The organism is Streptomyces sp. NPDC006516 (genome assembly GCF_040611875.1).
Taxonomy (GTDB): Bacteria; Actinomycetota; Actinomycetes; order Streptomycetales; family Streptomycetaceae; genus Streptomyces.
Genome location: NZ_JBEXPD010000005.1, coordinates 81,812 through 97,375, shown reverse-complemented (window position 1 = coordinate 97,375; position 15,564 = coordinate 81,812). Strand labels below are relative to the sequence as shown.

14 protein-coding genes are annotated in these 15,564 nt (G+C 68.9%); 10 read left to right on the top strand and 4 right to left on the bottom strand.

Features of this window, described 5'->3' with window-relative positions:
* The first annotated feature begins 53 nt into the window (after positions 1–53).
* Positions 54–1,280, top strand: a complete 1,227-nt coding sequence (locus ABZY45_RS16865) for a cytochrome P450 (protein ID WP_356740626.1) — start codon at positions 54–56, stop codon at positions 1,278–1,280.
* Between the two features lie 43 nt (positions 1,281–1,323).
* Here ABZY45_RS16865 and ABZY45_RS16860 read toward each other — a convergent pair whose 3' ends face one another.
* The 4 genes from ABZY45_RS16860 to ABZY45_RS16845 all read right to left on the bottom strand — a co-directional run bounded on the left by ABZY45_RS16860 (position 1,324) and on the right by ABZY45_RS16845 (position 4,762).
* Positions 1,324–2,538, bottom strand: a complete 1,215-nt coding sequence (locus ABZY45_RS16860; protein ID WP_356740624.1) for an acyl-CoA dehydrogenase family protein — start codon at positions 2,536–2,538, stop codon at positions 1,324–1,326.
* Positions 2,539–2,543: 5 nt separating this feature from the next.
* On the bottom strand, positions 2,544–3,017 hold the full coding sequence (locus tag ABZY45_RS16855) for an SCP2 sterol-binding domain-containing protein (protein ID WP_356740622.1): 474 nt from the start codon (positions 3,015–3,017) through the stop codon (positions 2,544–2,546).
* Between the two features lie 69 nt (positions 3,018–3,086).
* On the bottom strand, positions 3,087–3,350 hold the full coding sequence (locus tag ABZY45_RS16850; protein ID WP_356740620.1) for a hypothetical protein: 264 nt from the start codon (positions 3,348–3,350) through the stop codon (positions 3,087–3,089).
* Between the two features lie 197 nt (positions 3,351–3,547).
* Positions 3,548–4,762, bottom strand: coding sequence for a helix-turn-helix domain-containing protein (locus tag ABZY45_RS16845; RefSeq protein WP_356740618.1), 1,215 nt, complete (start codon positions 4,760–4,762; stop codon positions 3,548–3,550).
* 643 nt (positions 4,763–5,405) lie between these two features.
* Between ABZY45_RS16845 and ABZY45_RS16840 the strand changes: the two genes are divergently transcribed.
* The 9 genes from ABZY45_RS16840 to ABZY45_RS16800 all read left to right on the top strand — a co-directional run bounded on the left by ABZY45_RS16840 (position 5,406) and on the right by ABZY45_RS16800 (position 15,563).
* Positions 5,406–6,044 carry a hypothetical protein gene (locus tag ABZY45_RS16840; protein ID WP_356740616.1) on the top strand — a complete coding sequence of 213 codons (639 nt, stop codon included), beginning with the start codon at positions 5,406–5,408 and terminating at the stop codon, positions 6,042–6,044.
* Between the two features lie 305 nt (positions 6,045–6,349).
* Complete coding sequence (locus tag ABZY45_RS16835; protein WP_356740614.1) at positions 6,350–7,825, top strand: DUF6801 domain-containing protein; 1,476 nt, start codon at positions 6,350–6,352, stop codon at positions 7,823–7,825.
* Between the two features lie 114 nt (positions 7,826–7,939).
* Positions 7,940–8,893, top strand: coding sequence for a hypothetical protein (locus ABZY45_RS16830; protein ID WP_356740612.1), 954 nt, complete (start codon positions 7,940–7,942; stop codon positions 8,891–8,893).
* A gap of 698 nt (positions 8,894–9,591) precedes the next feature.
* Positions 9,592–10,572 (top strand): ATP-binding cassette domain-containing protein, encoded by a 981-nt coding sequence (locus ABZY45_RS16825; RefSeq protein ID WP_356740610.1) that lies wholly within the window; start codon positions 9,592–9,594, stop codon positions 10,570–10,572.
* Positions 10,569–11,414, top strand: a complete 846-nt coding sequence (locus ABZY45_RS16820; RefSeq protein WP_356740608.1) for an ABC transporter permease — start codon at positions 10,569–10,571, stop codon at positions 11,412–11,414. The genes ABZY45_RS16825 and ABZY45_RS16820 overlap by 4 nt, the downstream gene beginning before the upstream one ends.
* Before the next feature lie 3 nt (positions 11,415–11,417).
* The gene (locus tag ABZY45_RS16815) at positions 11,418–12,221 is read left to right on the top strand and encodes an ABC transporter permease (protein WP_356740606.1); all 804 of its coding nucleotides are present in this window, start codon (positions 11,418–11,420) and stop codon (positions 12,219–12,221) included.
* Complete coding sequence (locus ABZY45_RS16810; RefSeq protein WP_356740604.1) at positions 12,221–13,519, top strand: MCE family protein; 1,299 nt, start codon at positions 12,221–12,223, stop codon at positions 13,517–13,519. Before ABZY45_RS16815 ends, ABZY45_RS16810 begins: the two co-directional genes overlap by 1 nt.
* Positions 13,516–14,547, top strand: a complete 1,032-nt coding sequence (locus tag ABZY45_RS16805) for an MCE family protein (RefSeq protein WP_356740603.1) — start codon at positions 13,516–13,518, stop codon at positions 14,545–14,547. The genes ABZY45_RS16810 and ABZY45_RS16805 overlap by 4 nt, the downstream gene beginning before the upstream one ends.
* Entirely contained in the window at positions 14,544–15,563 is a 1,020-nt protein-coding gene (locus tag ABZY45_RS16800; protein WP_356740601.1) for an MCE family protein, read from the top strand. Before ABZY45_RS16805 ends, ABZY45_RS16800 begins: the two co-directional genes overlap by 4 nt.
* Position 15,564: the final 1 nt, after the last annotated feature.

The window sequence follows — 15,564 nt, the reverse complement described above, 5'->3', positions numbered from 1 at the left end:
GTTGCCCGTTCACTGCCAAGAAGCACACCGTCTCTGCCTCACAGGAGTCACACGTGTCCCAGGCGTCGTCACCTCCCGACATTCTCTCGCCCGCCTTCGCCGCCGACCCCTACGGGGCGTACCGGACGATGCGCGAGCACGCCCCGCTGATCCACCACGAGGCCACGGGGAGTTACCTGGTCTCGCGGTACGAGGACGTAGAGCGCGTCTTCAAGGACAAGGCGCAGGAGTTCACGACCGAGAACTACGACTGGCAGCTGGAGCCCGTCCACGGCAGGACGATCCTCCAGCTCAGCGGCAGGGAGCACGCCGTCCGCCGGGCCCTGGTCGCCCCTGCCTTCCGCGGCGCGGACCTCCAGGAGAAGTTCCTGCCTGTCATCGAGCGCAACGCCCGCGAGCTGATCGACGCCTTCCGGCACACCGGCGAGGCCGACCTCGTCGAGGCGTTCGCGACCCGCTTCCCCGTGCTGGTCATCGCGGACATGCTGGGCCTGGACCGGGAGGACCACCAGCGCTTCCACGGCTGGTACACCAACGTCATCGCCTTCCTCGGGAACCTGGCCGGTGACCCCGAGATCACCGCGGCCGGGGAGCGCACCCGCCGGGAGTTCGCCGAGTACATGATCCCGGTCATCCAGCAGCGCAGGGAGAACCCGGGGGACGAACTGCTCTCCGCGCTCTGTGCCGCCGAGGTCGACGGCGTACGGATGAGCGACGAGGACATCAAGGCGTTCTGCAGCCTGCTGCTCGCGGCCGGCGGGGAGACGACCGACAAGGCGATCGCCTCGCTCTTCGCCAACCTGCTGGCCCACCCGGAACAGCTCGCCGCCGTGCGGCGGGACCGGTCCCTGATCGACCGGGCCTTCGCCGAGACGCTGCGCTACACCCCGCCGGTCCACATGATCATGCGCCAGACCGCCCGGGACGTGGAGCTCTCCGGCGGCACCGTCCCGGCCGGTGCCACCGTCACGTGCCTGATCGGCTCGGCCAACAGGGACGACGCCCGGTACGCCGAGCCCGACCGTTTCGACCTGTTCCGTGACGACCTGACGAGCACCACGGCGTTCTCGGCCGCCGCCGACCACCTGGCCTTCGCGCTCGGCCGGCACTTCTGCGTGGGCGCGCTCCTGGCCCGGGCCGAGGTCGAGACGGGTGTGAACCAGCTGCTCGACGCGATGCCGGACCTGCGGCTCGCCGACGGCTTCAGCCCGGTCGAGGAGGGCGTCTTCACCCGCGGCCCGGCCTCGCTGCCGGTCCGTTTCACCCCGGCACAGGGCTGAGCGGAGCCGGTGCGGTGGTCTGCCGCACCGGCTCCTGACGGCATCAGCGGATGTGGCGTCCCGAGATCGCGCGGGCGATGACCAGCCGCTGGATCTCGCTCGTACCCTCGAAGATCGTGTAGATCTTGGCGTCGCGGTACATCCGCTCCACCGGGTGCTCCCTGCTGTAGCCGGCTCCGCCCAGGATCTGGACCGCCTTCTCCGTGGCGGCCACCGCGAGCTCACCCGCGCGGAGCTTGGACATCGAGCCCTGGCCGGCGTCGAAGGTGCGGTCGTTGCGCGCCATCCACGCCGCCTGCCAGATCAGCAGGCGTACGGCCTCGATCTCGGTACGGATGTCGGCGAGCGCGAAGGCGATCGACTGGTTCTCGACGATGGGCCGGCCGAACGCCTCGCGCCCGCCCGCGTACTCCAGCGCGTATTCGTACGCGGCCCTCGCGATGCCCAGAGCCTGGGCGCCCACGGTCGGACGGCTCACCTCGAAGGTGGCCATCGCCGCCTGGCTCTTGCCCGTGCCCCCCTCATGGGCACGGGCGAGCCGGGCGTCCAGCTTCTCCCTGCCGCCCAGCAGACAGTGGCCCGGCACGCGTACGTCGTCGAGGAAGACGTCCGCGGTGTGCGACGCCCGCAGGCCGAGCTTCTTGATCGGCCGGCCGGCCTCCAGCCCCTTCGTGCCCGGCGGCACGATGAACGCGGCCTGCCCCCGGGCCCCGAGCGCCGGATCGACGGATGCGACCACCACATGGATCTCGGCGATGCCCCCGTTGGTGATCCACGCCTTCTGGCCGGAGAGCACCCACTCGTCCCTGGCCTCGTCGTAACGGGCCCTGGTGGCCATCGCGGAGACGTCGGAGCCGGCCTGGGGCTCGGAGACGCAGAAGGCGGCCACCTTCGGGTCGTCCTCGTCGCCGTAGCACTGCGGGACCCACTCGGCGAGCTGGTCGGGCGTGCCGGACGCGAAGATCCCGGCGACCGCGAGAGAGGTGCCGAAGAGGGCCATGCCGATCCCGGCGTCGCCCCAGAACAGCTCCTCGTTGGCGATCTGGAGGGAGAGGCCGCTCGGGTCTCCGTACATGTCGGCGAGCGACTCGAAACCGTAGAGGCCGATCTTCGCCGCCTCCTGGATGACCGGCCAGGGGGTCTCTTCCCGGGCGTCCCATTCGGCGGCGGCGGGCCGCACCACCTGGGCGGCGAAGCCGTGCACCCAGGTGCGCAGATCCTGCTGCTCCTCGGTTAGGGCGAGGGAGAAGTAGCTCATGGGGATCAGGCCTTCGGGATGTCGAAGTAGCGGGTGAGCCCGGAGGCCAGGCCCACGTCACCGGCCACCTTGAGCTTGCGCATCATGAACATCGTCACGGGATTGCCGTTGCCGGAGACCAGCTTGAGGAATTCGGCGTCGCCCATCACCAGCGTCGTACGCGGCTCGGCACCGGAGCGGCCCGCGCTCACCGTGCAGGCGCCGTCGGCAATGGAGGTCTCGTAGACCTCGTCGGTCTCGCCGGTGATCTTCCAGCGGATCAGGGCCTTCAGCTGCCCGGCCGCTTCGGGGCGGAACCGCTGCCGCATCCGGCCGAAGACCTCGCTCAGCACCCGGGTGCGCAGGTCACCCCGCATGACCTCGCCCAGCTGCTTGGCGGACAGGCCCTTGACGATCCGTGCGAACTCCTCCGGGGAGACGGCGGCGAAGTCGAGCCCGGACAGTTCGTCGGTGAGGCTCCCGCTGCTGTTGTCGGCCACGCCAAATCCTTACTCCGAAGTAAACTTACTTCTGAGTAAGGTAGAGCGGCCGTGGCCGCACCGCAAGCGTCAGGAGACGCCGTCCGGGCGCACCGCGAGACGGGGGTGATGGGCGGACAGCACCTTGTTGGCCCATGCCAGCTCGGAGAGCGCCTGCTCACGGTCGGCCTGGTCCTCGATGCCGAGCCTCGGTCCCCGGAACCTGCGCACCTCGCGGGCGGCGCAGACGGCGTCGAACTCCGCCTGAAGGACGTGCGGAGGAGTGCAGGCGCCGATCAGCGCCGCGACCCTGTCGGGGATCGGCACGGGGACGAGGAGGTGCGAGGCGGTCATGGGGGTTCCCTCTCGGATGGTTGGCCAGGAGGTGGTGCTCCGCGGCGGCCGGTGGGCCACCGCTCCTCCTTATGTAACGGGACGCAGTTCCTGGTTTCTCGTCCGGAACGTCTCCGTGTCGCAACCGTTTGGGACTGACCGTCTATTTCGCGTTACCTGGGGGTAAGTTGACTCCCCGCCGCGCGTGTGATGCGTACTCAGTTGAGGGATTGGCCTCCCCTGGCACGTAACTGCAGCGCTCGCAGGACGGCTTCGGTGGCGAAGCGGCTCTCCGGATCGGTCAGTTGTTCCCCGAAGATGCCCTCCAGGCTGCGCATCCGGTAGCGGACCGTCTGGGGATGCACGTCCAGCAACTCGCCCATCTGGGCGGCCGTGCCGCGTGTGTCGAGCCAGATCCGCAGCGTCTCGATCAGCCGTTCACGCCGGGTGGTGCTGATGCCGGCCACGGCGGCCAGCTCGCGCTCGGCGAGCTGGTCGAGGAGGGCGAGGTCGGAGAGGAGCCACAGCGTGATGAGGTGGTCCTCGCAGTGGATGACCGGCGCGTCGTCGATGACCCCGGCGTCGACCAGTTCGAGCACGCGGCGGGCCCAGCGGATCGAGTCGGCGGCGAGCGCCGTGGGCACGGTCAGTCCGATCGCCGCACCGCCGCCGGGGACCGTCCGGTCCAGCATCTCCCTGCGCGCGTCGTTCATCGGCCCCGGGATCAGCAGGTGCGGCTGCGGGTCGCCGGGGTCGATCAGGACGTCGGGGTCCGCACTGATCCGGTCGAGACCCGCCGGGGCGCGTACCGCGACGAGCGTGACCTGCTCGGGGAGTGTCCACCCGGTCTGCTCGCACAGCTCGGCGATGGCGCTGCGGGGGACGGGTCTGCCCGTGAGGATCAGGTGCAGCAGCCGCCGGCGTACCGCCTCGCTCTGCTGGTCGGACTGGGCCTGCACCTCCAGATAGCCCTCGCGGGACAGCGACTCGAGTTCGTCCACGTACGCGAACAGCGCGTCGGCGAAGCTGAGCATCAGCGCGGGCGAGAAGTTGTAGCTCCGCCCCACCTTCTTGGCCCGCCGCAGCGCGACCCGCGCGCCCAGCCGGTACGCCCCTTGCAGCGCGTCCATGGTGCGGCCCTCGTACGCCTCGAACCTTCCGAATCTCCGGCACATGTCATCGCGGAGGACGGTGGGCGCCGAGGGTTCGGCGACCAGGTCGACGAACGAGGAAAGGCTCTGCTCGACGCCCATGCGAATGGATTTGCCGTTGGGGCCGTTCAGCAGACGCGCGTATTCCGGATAGGCGCGGGTCACTTCCATGCCTATCTCTTTGATCAGGCTCGGCAGTTCGGGCCGCATGATCGCGGCGAACTCCTGGGGGAGTGGCCCCAGCGGGTCTCCGGTGTCCAGCGGCTGGATGAGTCTCGGCATGACCGTCCCCTTGCTTTACCGGGCCCGGCGTGGAGGGAGCAGGTGGGGGGAGAGCGCTCCCGCGGACCGGCAGGTGTATACCAACATCGGCGCCGAAGATAGACCAAGCCGGACGGGGTGCACACAGTCTGGACAAGATCGAAGTGCAAGGGGCACACAACATGGCCCTGTTGTGGGGCTTCGGTGCAGGTGGGGCGGTAAATGCTCACTTCCGGACAATGTTTTCGGCCGCTGGCCCCGTCGAGGCCGCCGATGTGCGGTCGCGGCATCCGCGTCGGCCCCGACGCGCGTTCCGGGGCCCGTTGACGCGTTCGGTCGTCGCGGCGGGGTGACGCGGAGGCGGGTACCCCGGTTGATGCTCGGCATTTCCCGGCGATGTTGCGCACCAAGTGACAAGTACGCCGCATGAATTAGTGAGCTACTGACGAGGAAAAAAAATCGCCGAACCAATCTTGACCGGCGGGATTGTGCTCGAAGTTTCCCGCAAGTAACGTCACGCCCTGTCACAGAACGTGTGTGGCTGGAAGAGCAGTACGGCCCCCCACGCAACACGATTCATCGCGGCACTCCCTGCACCTTTGCAGGAATTCGGGTGCTGTCCCCGCAACAGTGCGCCCGCACTGCCGAATCGGAGGAACTCACTGTGCGCAACACCCTCAGAAAGATCGCAGTCACGGCCGGTGCCGCCGCGGCTGCCGTCACCCTCGGAGCCACCACCGCCACCGCCGGCGTCGCCGCTCCCACCTGGACCGTCACCCCCGCTCCCTCGCCGGTGGCAGTCTCGGCCACCAACTCCGGTACCGTCTCGCTCGCCCTCAACGGCATCCCGATGACGTGTACGTCATCGGCGGCCAGCGCCGTGCTGGCGACCGCCTCCGGCACCTCGAACGTCACGGTCGGCACGATCGCACCGCTGACCTGGAGCGGGTGCACCAGCCCGTTCGGACCCGTGTCGCCGTCCGCCAACACCTCCCCTGCGTGGCAGCTGAAGGCGAACACCTACAGCGCGGGAACCACCACCGGGTACATCACCGGTGTGAAGGCCTCGGTGACTGTCCTCACCTGCACCTTCACGGTGACGGGTGATGTCACCGCGTCGTACAACAACACCAGCGGCCAGCTCACCATCGGCAACAACGCCACCTACCAGCTGACGGTCGCCACGGTCACCCCGGGCTGCACCGGCATCGCGGCCGTGGGTCAGCACCCGACCTACACCGCCAAGTACAACGCGGTCAAGACGGGTACGACCATCAAGCCGGGCATCGTCTACACCCCCTGATCCGGTAACCGGACCCGGTATCGGTCATGAGGGATCGCACAGCGGGCCCGCTGTGCGATCCCCGCGCCGGACAGCATGCGCCCGCCCCGCTCCGACGGATCGGAGGAGTCAACTGTGCGCAGGCCGATGGCGTGAAGCTCAGGCACAGCGCCAGGCACACGCTTGTCACCCTGGCCGGGGGCACGGCCGTACCGACCGTCGTGTACTCCCCGTGACCCGTCGGCACGCATGTGCCGGGGTCCGTCCGGCGCACGAGGCACGTCCGGTTGTCCGAGAAGGGGACATCGCCAGTGAAGGGAAGTCGTATGGCGGGAACGCGCAGGCGCACCGCGCGCGGTGCGGCGGTGGCCACCGCTGTGCTGCTCGGTGGGATGATCCCCGGCGCACAGGCCGCCCCCGGTGTGCAGGAGATCGACGCGGAGCTGGCCTACACGTGCGACTTCCCGGAGGGCGACCAGCCGGTGAAGGTCCGGCTGGCCGTGACGGTCCCCGAATCCGCTCAGGCCGGACAGATGATCCAGCCCGAGGAGATGGCACTGGACCTGACCCTGCCCGAGGCGGCGTCGGCAGCCCTCGCCGAGTCAGGAGCGGCGGCCGTGAGCGCGGAGGCACAGCTCTCCGTCGACGTCGTCCAGGACGGCCGGCAGGCCCGGACGGAGTGGATCGGGACGGCCGCCGAGGCGGCACCGCTGCCCGAGGCGGGCGAGCTGACGCTGAGAACGGCGGGGAGTGTTCCCTACGTCCGCCCCGGGGCGCCTGGCGACCTGGAGTTCAAGGCCTCCGGCCTCTCGCTGGAACTGGCCGTGAAGAAAGCTGACGGAACCCCGGCGGAGCCCCCGGCCCTCTCCGTGCAGTGCGTGGTGGACGCGGATCAGGAGACGGCCCTGGCGACGGTCGGCGTGGACGGGGACACCCGGACGCCCACACCGGGACCGTCCGCGTCCGAACAGTGGCCCGGTGACGAGGAGCAGGCGCCACCCGGCGCGCCCGAGGTCGGGAAGCGGGCGAAGGATTCCGCGTCCGAGGCGGTACCACCGTGCGTCGGGGACCCGCTCAACGCGGAGGGCCGCGACATGGTCGCCTACGTAGCCGGCTACGCGAACGTGACCAAACTCGACGGCGCCACCAAGTTCCCTCCGGCCTGCGCCCGGATCCACACGTACGACGGCGAGAACTGGTTCGAGTTCCCCTACGTGCACGCGGTGTTGAATGCGGCCATCGTGCTGGACTACAAGGGGAAGCCTCAGCTGCCGCCCACCACGGGGACGTTCCTGACGTTCGGCTTCATGCCGACGACTGCCACCCTCGAGATGACACAGATCCCTCCCGAGCCCAACTCCCCGGAGGACCGCAACGTGGTGTCCCACGGCATCACGGATCTCCTCAACGGGGGCTTCACCAAGACCACCACCAGCGTCGACATGGACTTCGTCCTCCGGCTGCACGACGTGAAGGTCAACGGCGTCGCGCTGGACGTGGGGGACAACTGCCGGACGGAGCGCCCGTTCCGGCTCTCACTCACCGGCCTGGGGACCTGGGACCCGGAGAAGGGGAACGAGGGCTACACGGTGATCACCGGAGGGGAGCTGAGCGGGTCGGTCACCATCCCGCCCTTCGAGGGATGCGGTGTGGGCGAGGATCTGGACAGCCTCTTCACCGCCTCTCTCTCCGGGGCCCCCGGATTCGTCAAGCAGGTACAGGGGGCGCCGTGTGTTCCTTCGACCGGTGACGCCTGTACGCCCGAGTACGAACCCCGAGAAATTCCCAAGGCGACGCGCTGACCCGCAGTCGCCCCCGAGCACCCTGCCGAACGGCGACGCGCAGACCCGCAGTCGCCCCCGAGCACCCTGCCGAGCACAGCACCTCCTCGCGCCTGCTACCGAATTGAGGGAACAATGAGACCTGCCCCGAAGACCTGGATCAAGGCCGCCGGTGCCGTTGCCGCGTCCGCCGCGCTGGTCATGCCGCTCACCGCGTCGCCGGCCGGTGCGGCCACGGCCGCCACCCAGCTGGGCGGCGCATGGGCCCCGTTCGACCGGTGTCCCGTGGACGCCCCCGCCATGCTCGCGGCGGACGGCGACACCGAGGTCCCGTTGTGCGTGACGTCCACCTCGCCCAACGGGACGATCAAACTGGGCGACGTCACGGCGACGACCGGATCGACGAACCTGCAGTTCGGTGTCATCCAGCATCCGGCCGAAGGGACCTACACGGTCGTTCCGCCGCCCGCCGGCTCCATCGTCAGCGGGAAGACGACGATCCCCGGTGGGCTCCTCGGCATCATGTGCCCGAGCAACATTCCGGTGATCTCGGCCGTCTGCGGTCAGATCACCAACGCCACCCTGAACAAGGTGACCGCCACGGTGGAGTCGGCCGGAACTCCGACCGAGTTCAGCCTGGTCGCCGGGATCTCCACCGGGCAGATCGTCAAGCTGCCCGTCAAGATCCGTCTGGAGAACCCCCTGCTCGGATCCAGCTGCTACATAGGGAGCAACAGCAACCCGGTGCTCCTGCGTCCCGGAAACCTGAGTGCCCCGTCCCTGGTCGCCTCCAGATTCAACGGTGACGGTACGGCCAACCCTGATGAGGGCTCGCTCATCAACCTCGCCCTGTCGGGGGCAGGGCAGGGCGACAGCCAGTTCTCCGCGCCGAAGGCCAGCGGCTGCGGTCTCGGTGGCATCCTCAGCTGGGCCATCGACCTCAAGGTGGGCCTGCCCGCGGCAGCCGGGTCGAACAACCTCGTCCTGAACGATGCCAAGACCTCGACGATCGGCCTCACCGCGCCGGGGCTCTCCGTGCCCAACGCCGGCAAGGAGCTCTCCCAGAACTGGCACTCCGCAGTGCAGTAGCCCCGGGTTCCGGCGCGTCGCGCACCTTGTCACTCGGTGCGTGCCGCCCTACCGCCCGCCCGAGCCCGCCCCGACCGCATGAACCCTGGTCGGGGCGGGCTTCGGTGTGTCCGCAGCGGATTCCGGAGCCCGCCGAGCGGCTCGCGATCCCCTCACTTTTCGACAGGTTTCGCGCCCGGACCACTCACTCCTTCATAAGAAAAAGGTGCTGTGCAATTACCTCGGAGAAAGTTCGGGAAACGCTATTGCGGACTTAGGTTACCGGCCCGTAGCGTCCGGCTTGAGCAGATCGGAAACGCGTCCGCGCCTGCTCGTCCGAAGTGCGTGGAGTCCTGGTCGAGCCCTTTGACCCGGGATTCCACCGGGAGTTCCCGCACCCTCGAACCTCCCACCGGGGTGAGGGCGCTTCCGGCCGCTGGGGTCTCGTGGCTCCGGCCCCCCTGGGCCGGGGGACCCCGGTGCGACCGGAGAGCTTGCGCAGATTCCGACAAAGCCGCCCGGCGGGTTTGTCAATCAGTGACAAGTGATCCCCGCCGAGATCAACATCCGGCGATTTCCGCTGCTCAACGGCTTGTCCTGGCGGATTCGACGGACATAACGTGCGCCTCCTGGTGCATGTGTGACGAGCCGTCCTTGCATTTACCGGAGCCGGAGCGCTGACAGATGACGTCGTTCACCACCACTTCGAGGGAGGGCCGATGGGAATCGAAGTAGTCGTCGAAGGCCTGACGAAGTCCTTCGGCAAGCAGAACATCTGGCAGGACGTCAGCCTCACGTTGCCGGCCGGTGAGGTGAGTGTGATGCTCGGTCCTTCCGGCACCGGGAAGACCGTCTTCCTGAAATCCATCATCGGACTGCTGAAACCCGAAAAGGGCCGCGTCCTCATCAACGGCGTCGACATGGTGAACAGCCCCGAGCGGGAGATCATGGAGACCCGGAAACTCTTCGGGCTCATGTTCCAGGACGGCGCGCTCTTCGGCTCGATGTCGCTCTTCGACAACATCGCCTTCCCCTTGCGTGAGCACACCCGCAAGAAGGAGTCCGAGATCCGGCGCATCGTCATGGAACGGATCGACATCGTCGGCCTGCTGGGCGCCGAGGGCAAACTGCCCGGCGAGATATCCGGCGGTATGCGCAAGAGGGCCGGCCTCGCCCGCGCCCTCGTCCTCGACCCGCAGATCATCCTCTGCGACGAGCCGGACTCCGGGCTCGACCCGGTCCGCACCGCCTACCTCTCGCAGCTGCTCATCGATCTCAACGCCCAGATCGACGCCACGATGCTCATCGTCACCCACAACCTCGACATCGCGGCCACCGTCCCGGACAACATGGGCATGCTCTTCTGCCGCAACCTCGTCACCTTCGGGCCGCGCGAGGTGCTGCTCACCAGCGACACGCCCGTGGTCTCCCAGTTCCTCTCCGGACGCCGGGAGGGCCCCATCGGCATGTCGGAGGAGAAGGACGCGGCCACCCTCGCCGCGGAGCGGACGAACGGCGACGGCTACCACGCCCCGCGCGCCGTCGTACCGCAGCTGGAGCCCTCACCCGGAATGCCCGTACGCCAGGCCGCCCTGCGCCGCCGCGAACGGGTCATCTCCATGATGGGCCAGCTGCCCGAGGCCGCCCGTACGGCCATCTTGAACAGCTACACGCCGACCTTGGACGGTGGGCGCAGATGACGGCACCCCCGCCCGTACGCCCGTCCGCGCCGGTCACCGGGAAGGCGCCGGAGGCGACGCCGGACAACCCGCCCTCCCGGCTGCTGGCCCCGCTGCGCCAGACCGGCCAGTTGTTCGCCCTCGCCCTGGCCGTCGGTAGGGCCGTGTTCCGCCGGCCCTTCCAGGTGCGGGAGTTCGTCGAGCAGTTCTGGTTCGTCGCCAGCGTCACCATCCTGCCCGCCGCCCTCGTCTCCATCCCGTTCGGTGCGGTCATCGCCCTCCAGGTCGGCTCCCTCACCGAGCAGCTGGGCGCCCAGTCCTTCACCGGCGGCGCCAGCGTCCTCGCGGTGATCCAGCAGGCCAGCCCGCTCATCGTCGCGCTGTTGATCGCCGGGGCCGCCGGCTCCGCCATCTGCGCCGACCTCGGCTCGCGCAAGATCCGCGAGGAGCTCGACGCCATGGAGGTCATGGGCGTCTCGCCCATCCAGCGCCTCGTCGTCCCGCGCGTCCTGGCCACGATGTTCGTCGCCGTCCTGCTCAACGGGCTGGTCTCCGTCGTCGGAACGCTCGGCGGCTACTTCTTCAACGTGATCATGCAGGACGGCACGCCCGGCGCCTACCTCGCCAGCTTCTCCGCCCTGGCCCAGCTGCCCGACCTGTACATCGGCGAGCTGAAGGCCCTCATCTTCGGCTTCATCGCGGGCATCGTCGCCGCCTACCGGGGACTCAACCCGAGGGGCGGCCCCAAGGGGGTGGGCGACGCGGTCAACCAGTCCGTCGTCATCACCTTCCTGCTCCTGTTCCTCGTCAACATGATCCTCACGGCGATCTATCTGCAGATCGTCCCGCCGAAGGGGGGCTGACCGATGTCGATGCTCGGCTGGCTCGACCGGTCCGGCGACCAACTCACCTTCTACGTGCGGGCCCTCGTCTGGATCCCGCGGACCCTGCGCCGCTACCTCAAGGAAGTGCAGCGGCTGCTCGCCGAGGTCGCCTTCGGCAGCGGCGGCCTCGGTGTCATCGGCGGGACCATCGGCGTGATGATCGCGATGACCCTCGCCACCGGCACGGTCGTCGGCCTCCAGGGATACGCGGCCCTCGACCAGATCGGCACCTCGGCCCTGACCGGCTTCATCTCCGCGTACTTCAACACGCGGGAGATCGCCCCGCTCGTCGCCGGCCTCGCCCTCTCCGCGACCGTCGGCGCGGGCTTCACCGCCCAGCTCGGTGCGATGCGCATCAATGAGGAGGTCGACGCCCTGGAGGCGATGGGCGTGCGCTCCATGCCCTATCTCGTCACCACCCGGATCATCGCGGGCGTCGTCGCCATCATCCCGCTGTACGCGATCGGGCTGCTCTCCTCCTACTTCGCCTCCCGCACCATCACGGTCCTGTTCAACGGCCAGTCCGCCGGTACCTACGACCACTACTTCGATCTCTTCCTCTCCCCGGCCGACGTGCTGCTGTCGGTGCTCAAGGTGCTGATCTTCAGCGTCCTGGTGATCCTCGCGCACTGCTACCACGGCTTCCACGCCACCGGTGGACCGGCGGGCGTGGGGGTGGCGGTGGGCCGTTCGGTGCGCAACGCCATCGTGCTGATCAGCGTCACCGACTTCTTCCTCTCGCTCGCCATCTGGGGCGCGACGACAACGGTGAAGGTGGCCGGCTGATGCGTTCTCCGAAGGCGCAGACGGTGCGCCGCAGACTCGCGGGGGTGGCCTTCGTGCTCGTGCCCGCCGTACTCGTATGGGTGTCGGTCTCCGTGTACGAGAAGGACTTCACGGACAGCGCCACGGTGACCGTACGCACCGGAAGCGTCGGCAACGAGATGCACGACAACGCCGACGTCAAGCTGCGCGGTGTCGTGATCGGGCAGGTACGCGACATCGCGGCCGACGGGGACGGGGCGCGCCTGACCCTCGCCATCGAGCCCGGCCGGCTCGGGCAGATACCCGCCGACGTCACGGCCCAGATGCTGCCCACCACCCTCTTCGGCGAGCGGTTCGTCGCACTCGTACCGCCGGCCGTCCCGTCGGCGCGGACGTTGCGGGCGGGCGCGGTGATCCCTCAGGACCGCTCCAGCAACGCCATCGAGCTGGAGGAGGTGCTCGGCAACGTCCTGCCGATGCTGACCGCCGTCAAGCCGGAGAAGCTCGCCGCCACCCTCAACGCCGTGTCCCAGGCGCTCGAAGGGCGCGGCGACAAGCTCGGCGACACCCTGGTCACCCTCGACGCCCATCTGGAGGAGTTCAACCCGCAACTCCCCACGCTCAACGCGGACATCAAGGAACTCGTCAAGGTCAGCACGCTCTACGCGGACGCCGCCCCCGACGTCCTGGACGCGCTCACCGACTTCACCACCACCAGCGGGACGATCGCCGAGCAGCAGGCCGAACTCGCCGATCTGTACGGCTCCACCACCGCCTCCGCACAGGACGTGACCTCCTTCCTGCGCAAGAACAAGGACAACCTCATCCGCCTCTCCGCCTCGGGCCGCCCGACGCTGGAACTCCTCGCGAAGTACGCGGACGCCTTCCCCTGCACCCTGCGCACGATGGCGGGCTTCGTCCCCGCCATGGACAAGGCGCTCGGCAAGGGCACCGACCGGCCGGGGCTCCACGTCACGCTCAGACCCGTCGAGTCCAAGGGCAAGTACGTGGCCGGGAAGGACACCCCGGTGTACGACGCGACCGGCGGTCCGCACTGCTACTCGGTGCCGTACACCGGCAAGGCGTCCCCCACCGCCGACGTACGGACCGCCTCCGCCACGGCCGGCGCCCCCGGCGAGGAGGCAGGGGAGGACGGGACCGCCACGACCGCGCTCGGCATGCCCAACTCGCCCGAGGAGAGCCGGCTCGTCAACGAGCTGGTCGCCCCCTCCCTGAAAGTCCAGCCCCAGACCCTGCCCGACTGGAGCAGCGTGCTCATCGGTCCGGCCTTCCGCGGTGCGGAGGTGAAGCTCAAGTGAAGCGCCGCTCCCTCACGGGACCGCTCGTGAAGTCGGCCGTCTTCGTCGTGGTGACCTCCCTGGCCACCACGGTCCTCGGACTGGCCATCGCCGACACGGACGTCGGTGACACCACCTCGTACAAGGCGAGGTTCTCCGACGCCACCGGGCTCGTCGTCGGCGACAGCGTCCGGATCGCCGGCGTCAAGGTCGGGCAGGTCGAGTCCGTCGAGGTCGCCGACAGACGGGTGGCCGAGGTCCGTTTCGCCGTCCGCAAGGGCCGCGAGCTGCCCGCATCGGTGACCGCGTCGATCAAGTACCTCAACATGGTCGGCCAGCGTTACGTCGACCTCGACCAGGGCGCCGGGCCCGTGGGCGAGAGCTTCGGGCCGGGAGAGACCATCCCGCTCTCCCGCACCACACCCGCGCTCGATCTCACCCAGCTCTTCAACGGCTTCCAGCCGCTCTTCGAGGGGCTGTCGCCCCCCGACGTCAACCAGCTCGCCGGATCGATCGTCCAGGTCCTCCAGGGCGAGGGCGGCACGGTCGACAGCATCCTCTCCCACGTCGGATCGCTGACCGGGACCGTCGCGGCCAAGGACAAGGTGATCGGCGAGGTGATCAAGAACCTCAACACGGTCCTGAAGACCGTCAACGACCGTGAGGCCGGATTCGACGACCTCGTCGTCACCCTGCAGAAGCTCGTCACGGGCTTCGCCGGCGACCGCAAACCGCTCGGCGAGGCGGTCACCGCCATGGGCGCGCTCACCACCGTGACCGCGGACCTCCTCCAGGACGGCCGCAAGCCGCTGAAGGACGACATCGCCCAGCTCGGGCGGCTCAGCGAGCGGCTGGACGAGAACGCGCCGACGATCGAGAGCTTCCTGCGGAAGACCCCCGCCAAGATGGAGGCCATCACCCGCCTCACCTCGTACGGGTCATGGCTCAACCTCTACCTCTGCGAAGCCCGCGTCAGCGGTGTGACGACCGAGGACGGCAGCGCCCCGCCCACCGGCATCACGATCGGCGGACCGAGGTGCCAGGGATGAGGATCAAGCCCGTACGCGAACGCAACCCGGTCGCCGTCAGCATCGTCGGACTGCTCGTGCTGGCCCTCGTCGGCCTCGCCGCCTACCGCGCCGACTCCCTGCCCCTCATCGGCGGCGGGACCACCTACAGCGCCGACTTCACCGAATCGGCGGGCCTCGACGAGGGCGACGAGGTGCGGATCGCGGGAGTGAAGGTCGGCGAGGTCACCGGCGTCTCGCTCGACGGTGCCAAGGTCAGGGTGGACTTCGAGGTGGAGGACGCCTGGATCGGCAACTCCTCCACGGTCGGCATCGCCATCAAGACGCTCCTGGGCGACAAGTACCTCGCGGTGGACCCGCTGGGGAACGGCCCGCAGGACCCCGACTCGCGCATCACGGCGAGTCGCACGACCTCTCCGTACGACGTGACGCAGGCCTTCAACGGACTCGGCGAGACGATCGGCGAGATCGACACGGCCCGGCTCGCCCAGAGCTTCGAGACGATCTCCGAGACGTTCAAGGACTCCCCGCCCGACGTACGCAGCGCCGCGAACGGCCTGTCCGCGCTGTCGAAAACCGTGTCCGAGCGGGACGCCCAGCTCGCCACGCTCCTCAAGGGCAGCAAACAGCTGACCAAGACGCTCGCGGGCAAGAAGAGCAGCTTCGAGACCCTGCTGGAGGACGGCAACCTGCTGCTGGGCGAGATCCAGGCCCGGCGCGACTCCATCCACCTGCTGCTCACCGGCACCCGGGACCTCGGGACCCAGCTCACCGGGCTCGTGGCGGACAACAACAAGCAGCTCAAGCCGACCCTGGACTCGCTCGGCCGGGTCACAGCGGTCCTCGTGAAGAACCGCAAGAGCCTCGACAAGGTGCTCTCCCTGGCGGGCTCCTACAACCGCCTGGTCGGCAACACCCTGGGCAACGGCCGCTGGTTCGACAACTACGTCTGCGGTGTCGTGCCGAAGAGCTATCTGCCCGCCGGTACACCCCCGACGAACGGCGACTGCATGCCGCCGAAGCAGGGAGGGCGCTGAC

Bases quoted from the DNA above. Each gene is read 5' to 3' on its own strand.
- ABZY45_RS16860 (WP_356740624.1), bottom strand. From the start codon at position 2,538: ATGAGCTACTTCTCCCTCGCCCTAACCGAGGAGCAGCAGGATCTGCGC.
- ABZY45_RS16850 (WP_356740620.1), bottom strand. From the start codon at position 3,350: ATGACCGCCTCGCACCTCCTCGTCCCCGTGCCGATCCCCGACAGGGTC.
- ABZY45_RS16845 (WP_356740618.1), bottom strand. From the start codon at position 4,762: ATGCCGAGACTCATCCAGCCGCTGGACACCGGAGACCCGCTGGGGCCA.
- ABZY45_RS16835 (WP_356740614.1), top strand. From the start codon at position 6,350: ATGGCGGGAACGCGCAGGCGCACCGCGCGCGGTGCGGCGGTGGCCACC.
- ABZY45_RS16830 (WP_356740612.1), top strand. From the start codon at position 7,940: ATGAGACCTGCCCCGAAGACCTGGATCAAGGCCGCCGGTGCCGTTGCC.
- ABZY45_RS16825 (WP_356740610.1), top strand. From the start codon at position 9,592: ATGGGAATCGAAGTAGTCGTCGAAGGCCTGACGAAGTCCTTCGGCAAG.
- ABZY45_RS16820 (WP_356740608.1), top strand. From the start codon at position 10,569: ATGACGGCACCCCCGCCCGTACGCCCGTCCGCGCCGGTCACCGGGAAG.
- ABZY45_RS16815 (WP_356740606.1), top strand. From the start codon at position 11,418: ATGTCGATGCTCGGCTGGCTCGACCGGTCCGGCGACCAACTCACCTTC.
- ABZY45_RS16810 (WP_356740604.1), top strand. From the start codon at position 12,221: ATGCGTTCTCCGAAGGCGCAGACGGTGCGCCGCAGACTCGCGGGGGTG.
- ABZY45_RS16800 (WP_356740601.1), top strand. From the start codon at position 14,544: ATGAGGATCAAGCCCGTACGCGAACGCAACCCGGTCGCCGTCAGCATC.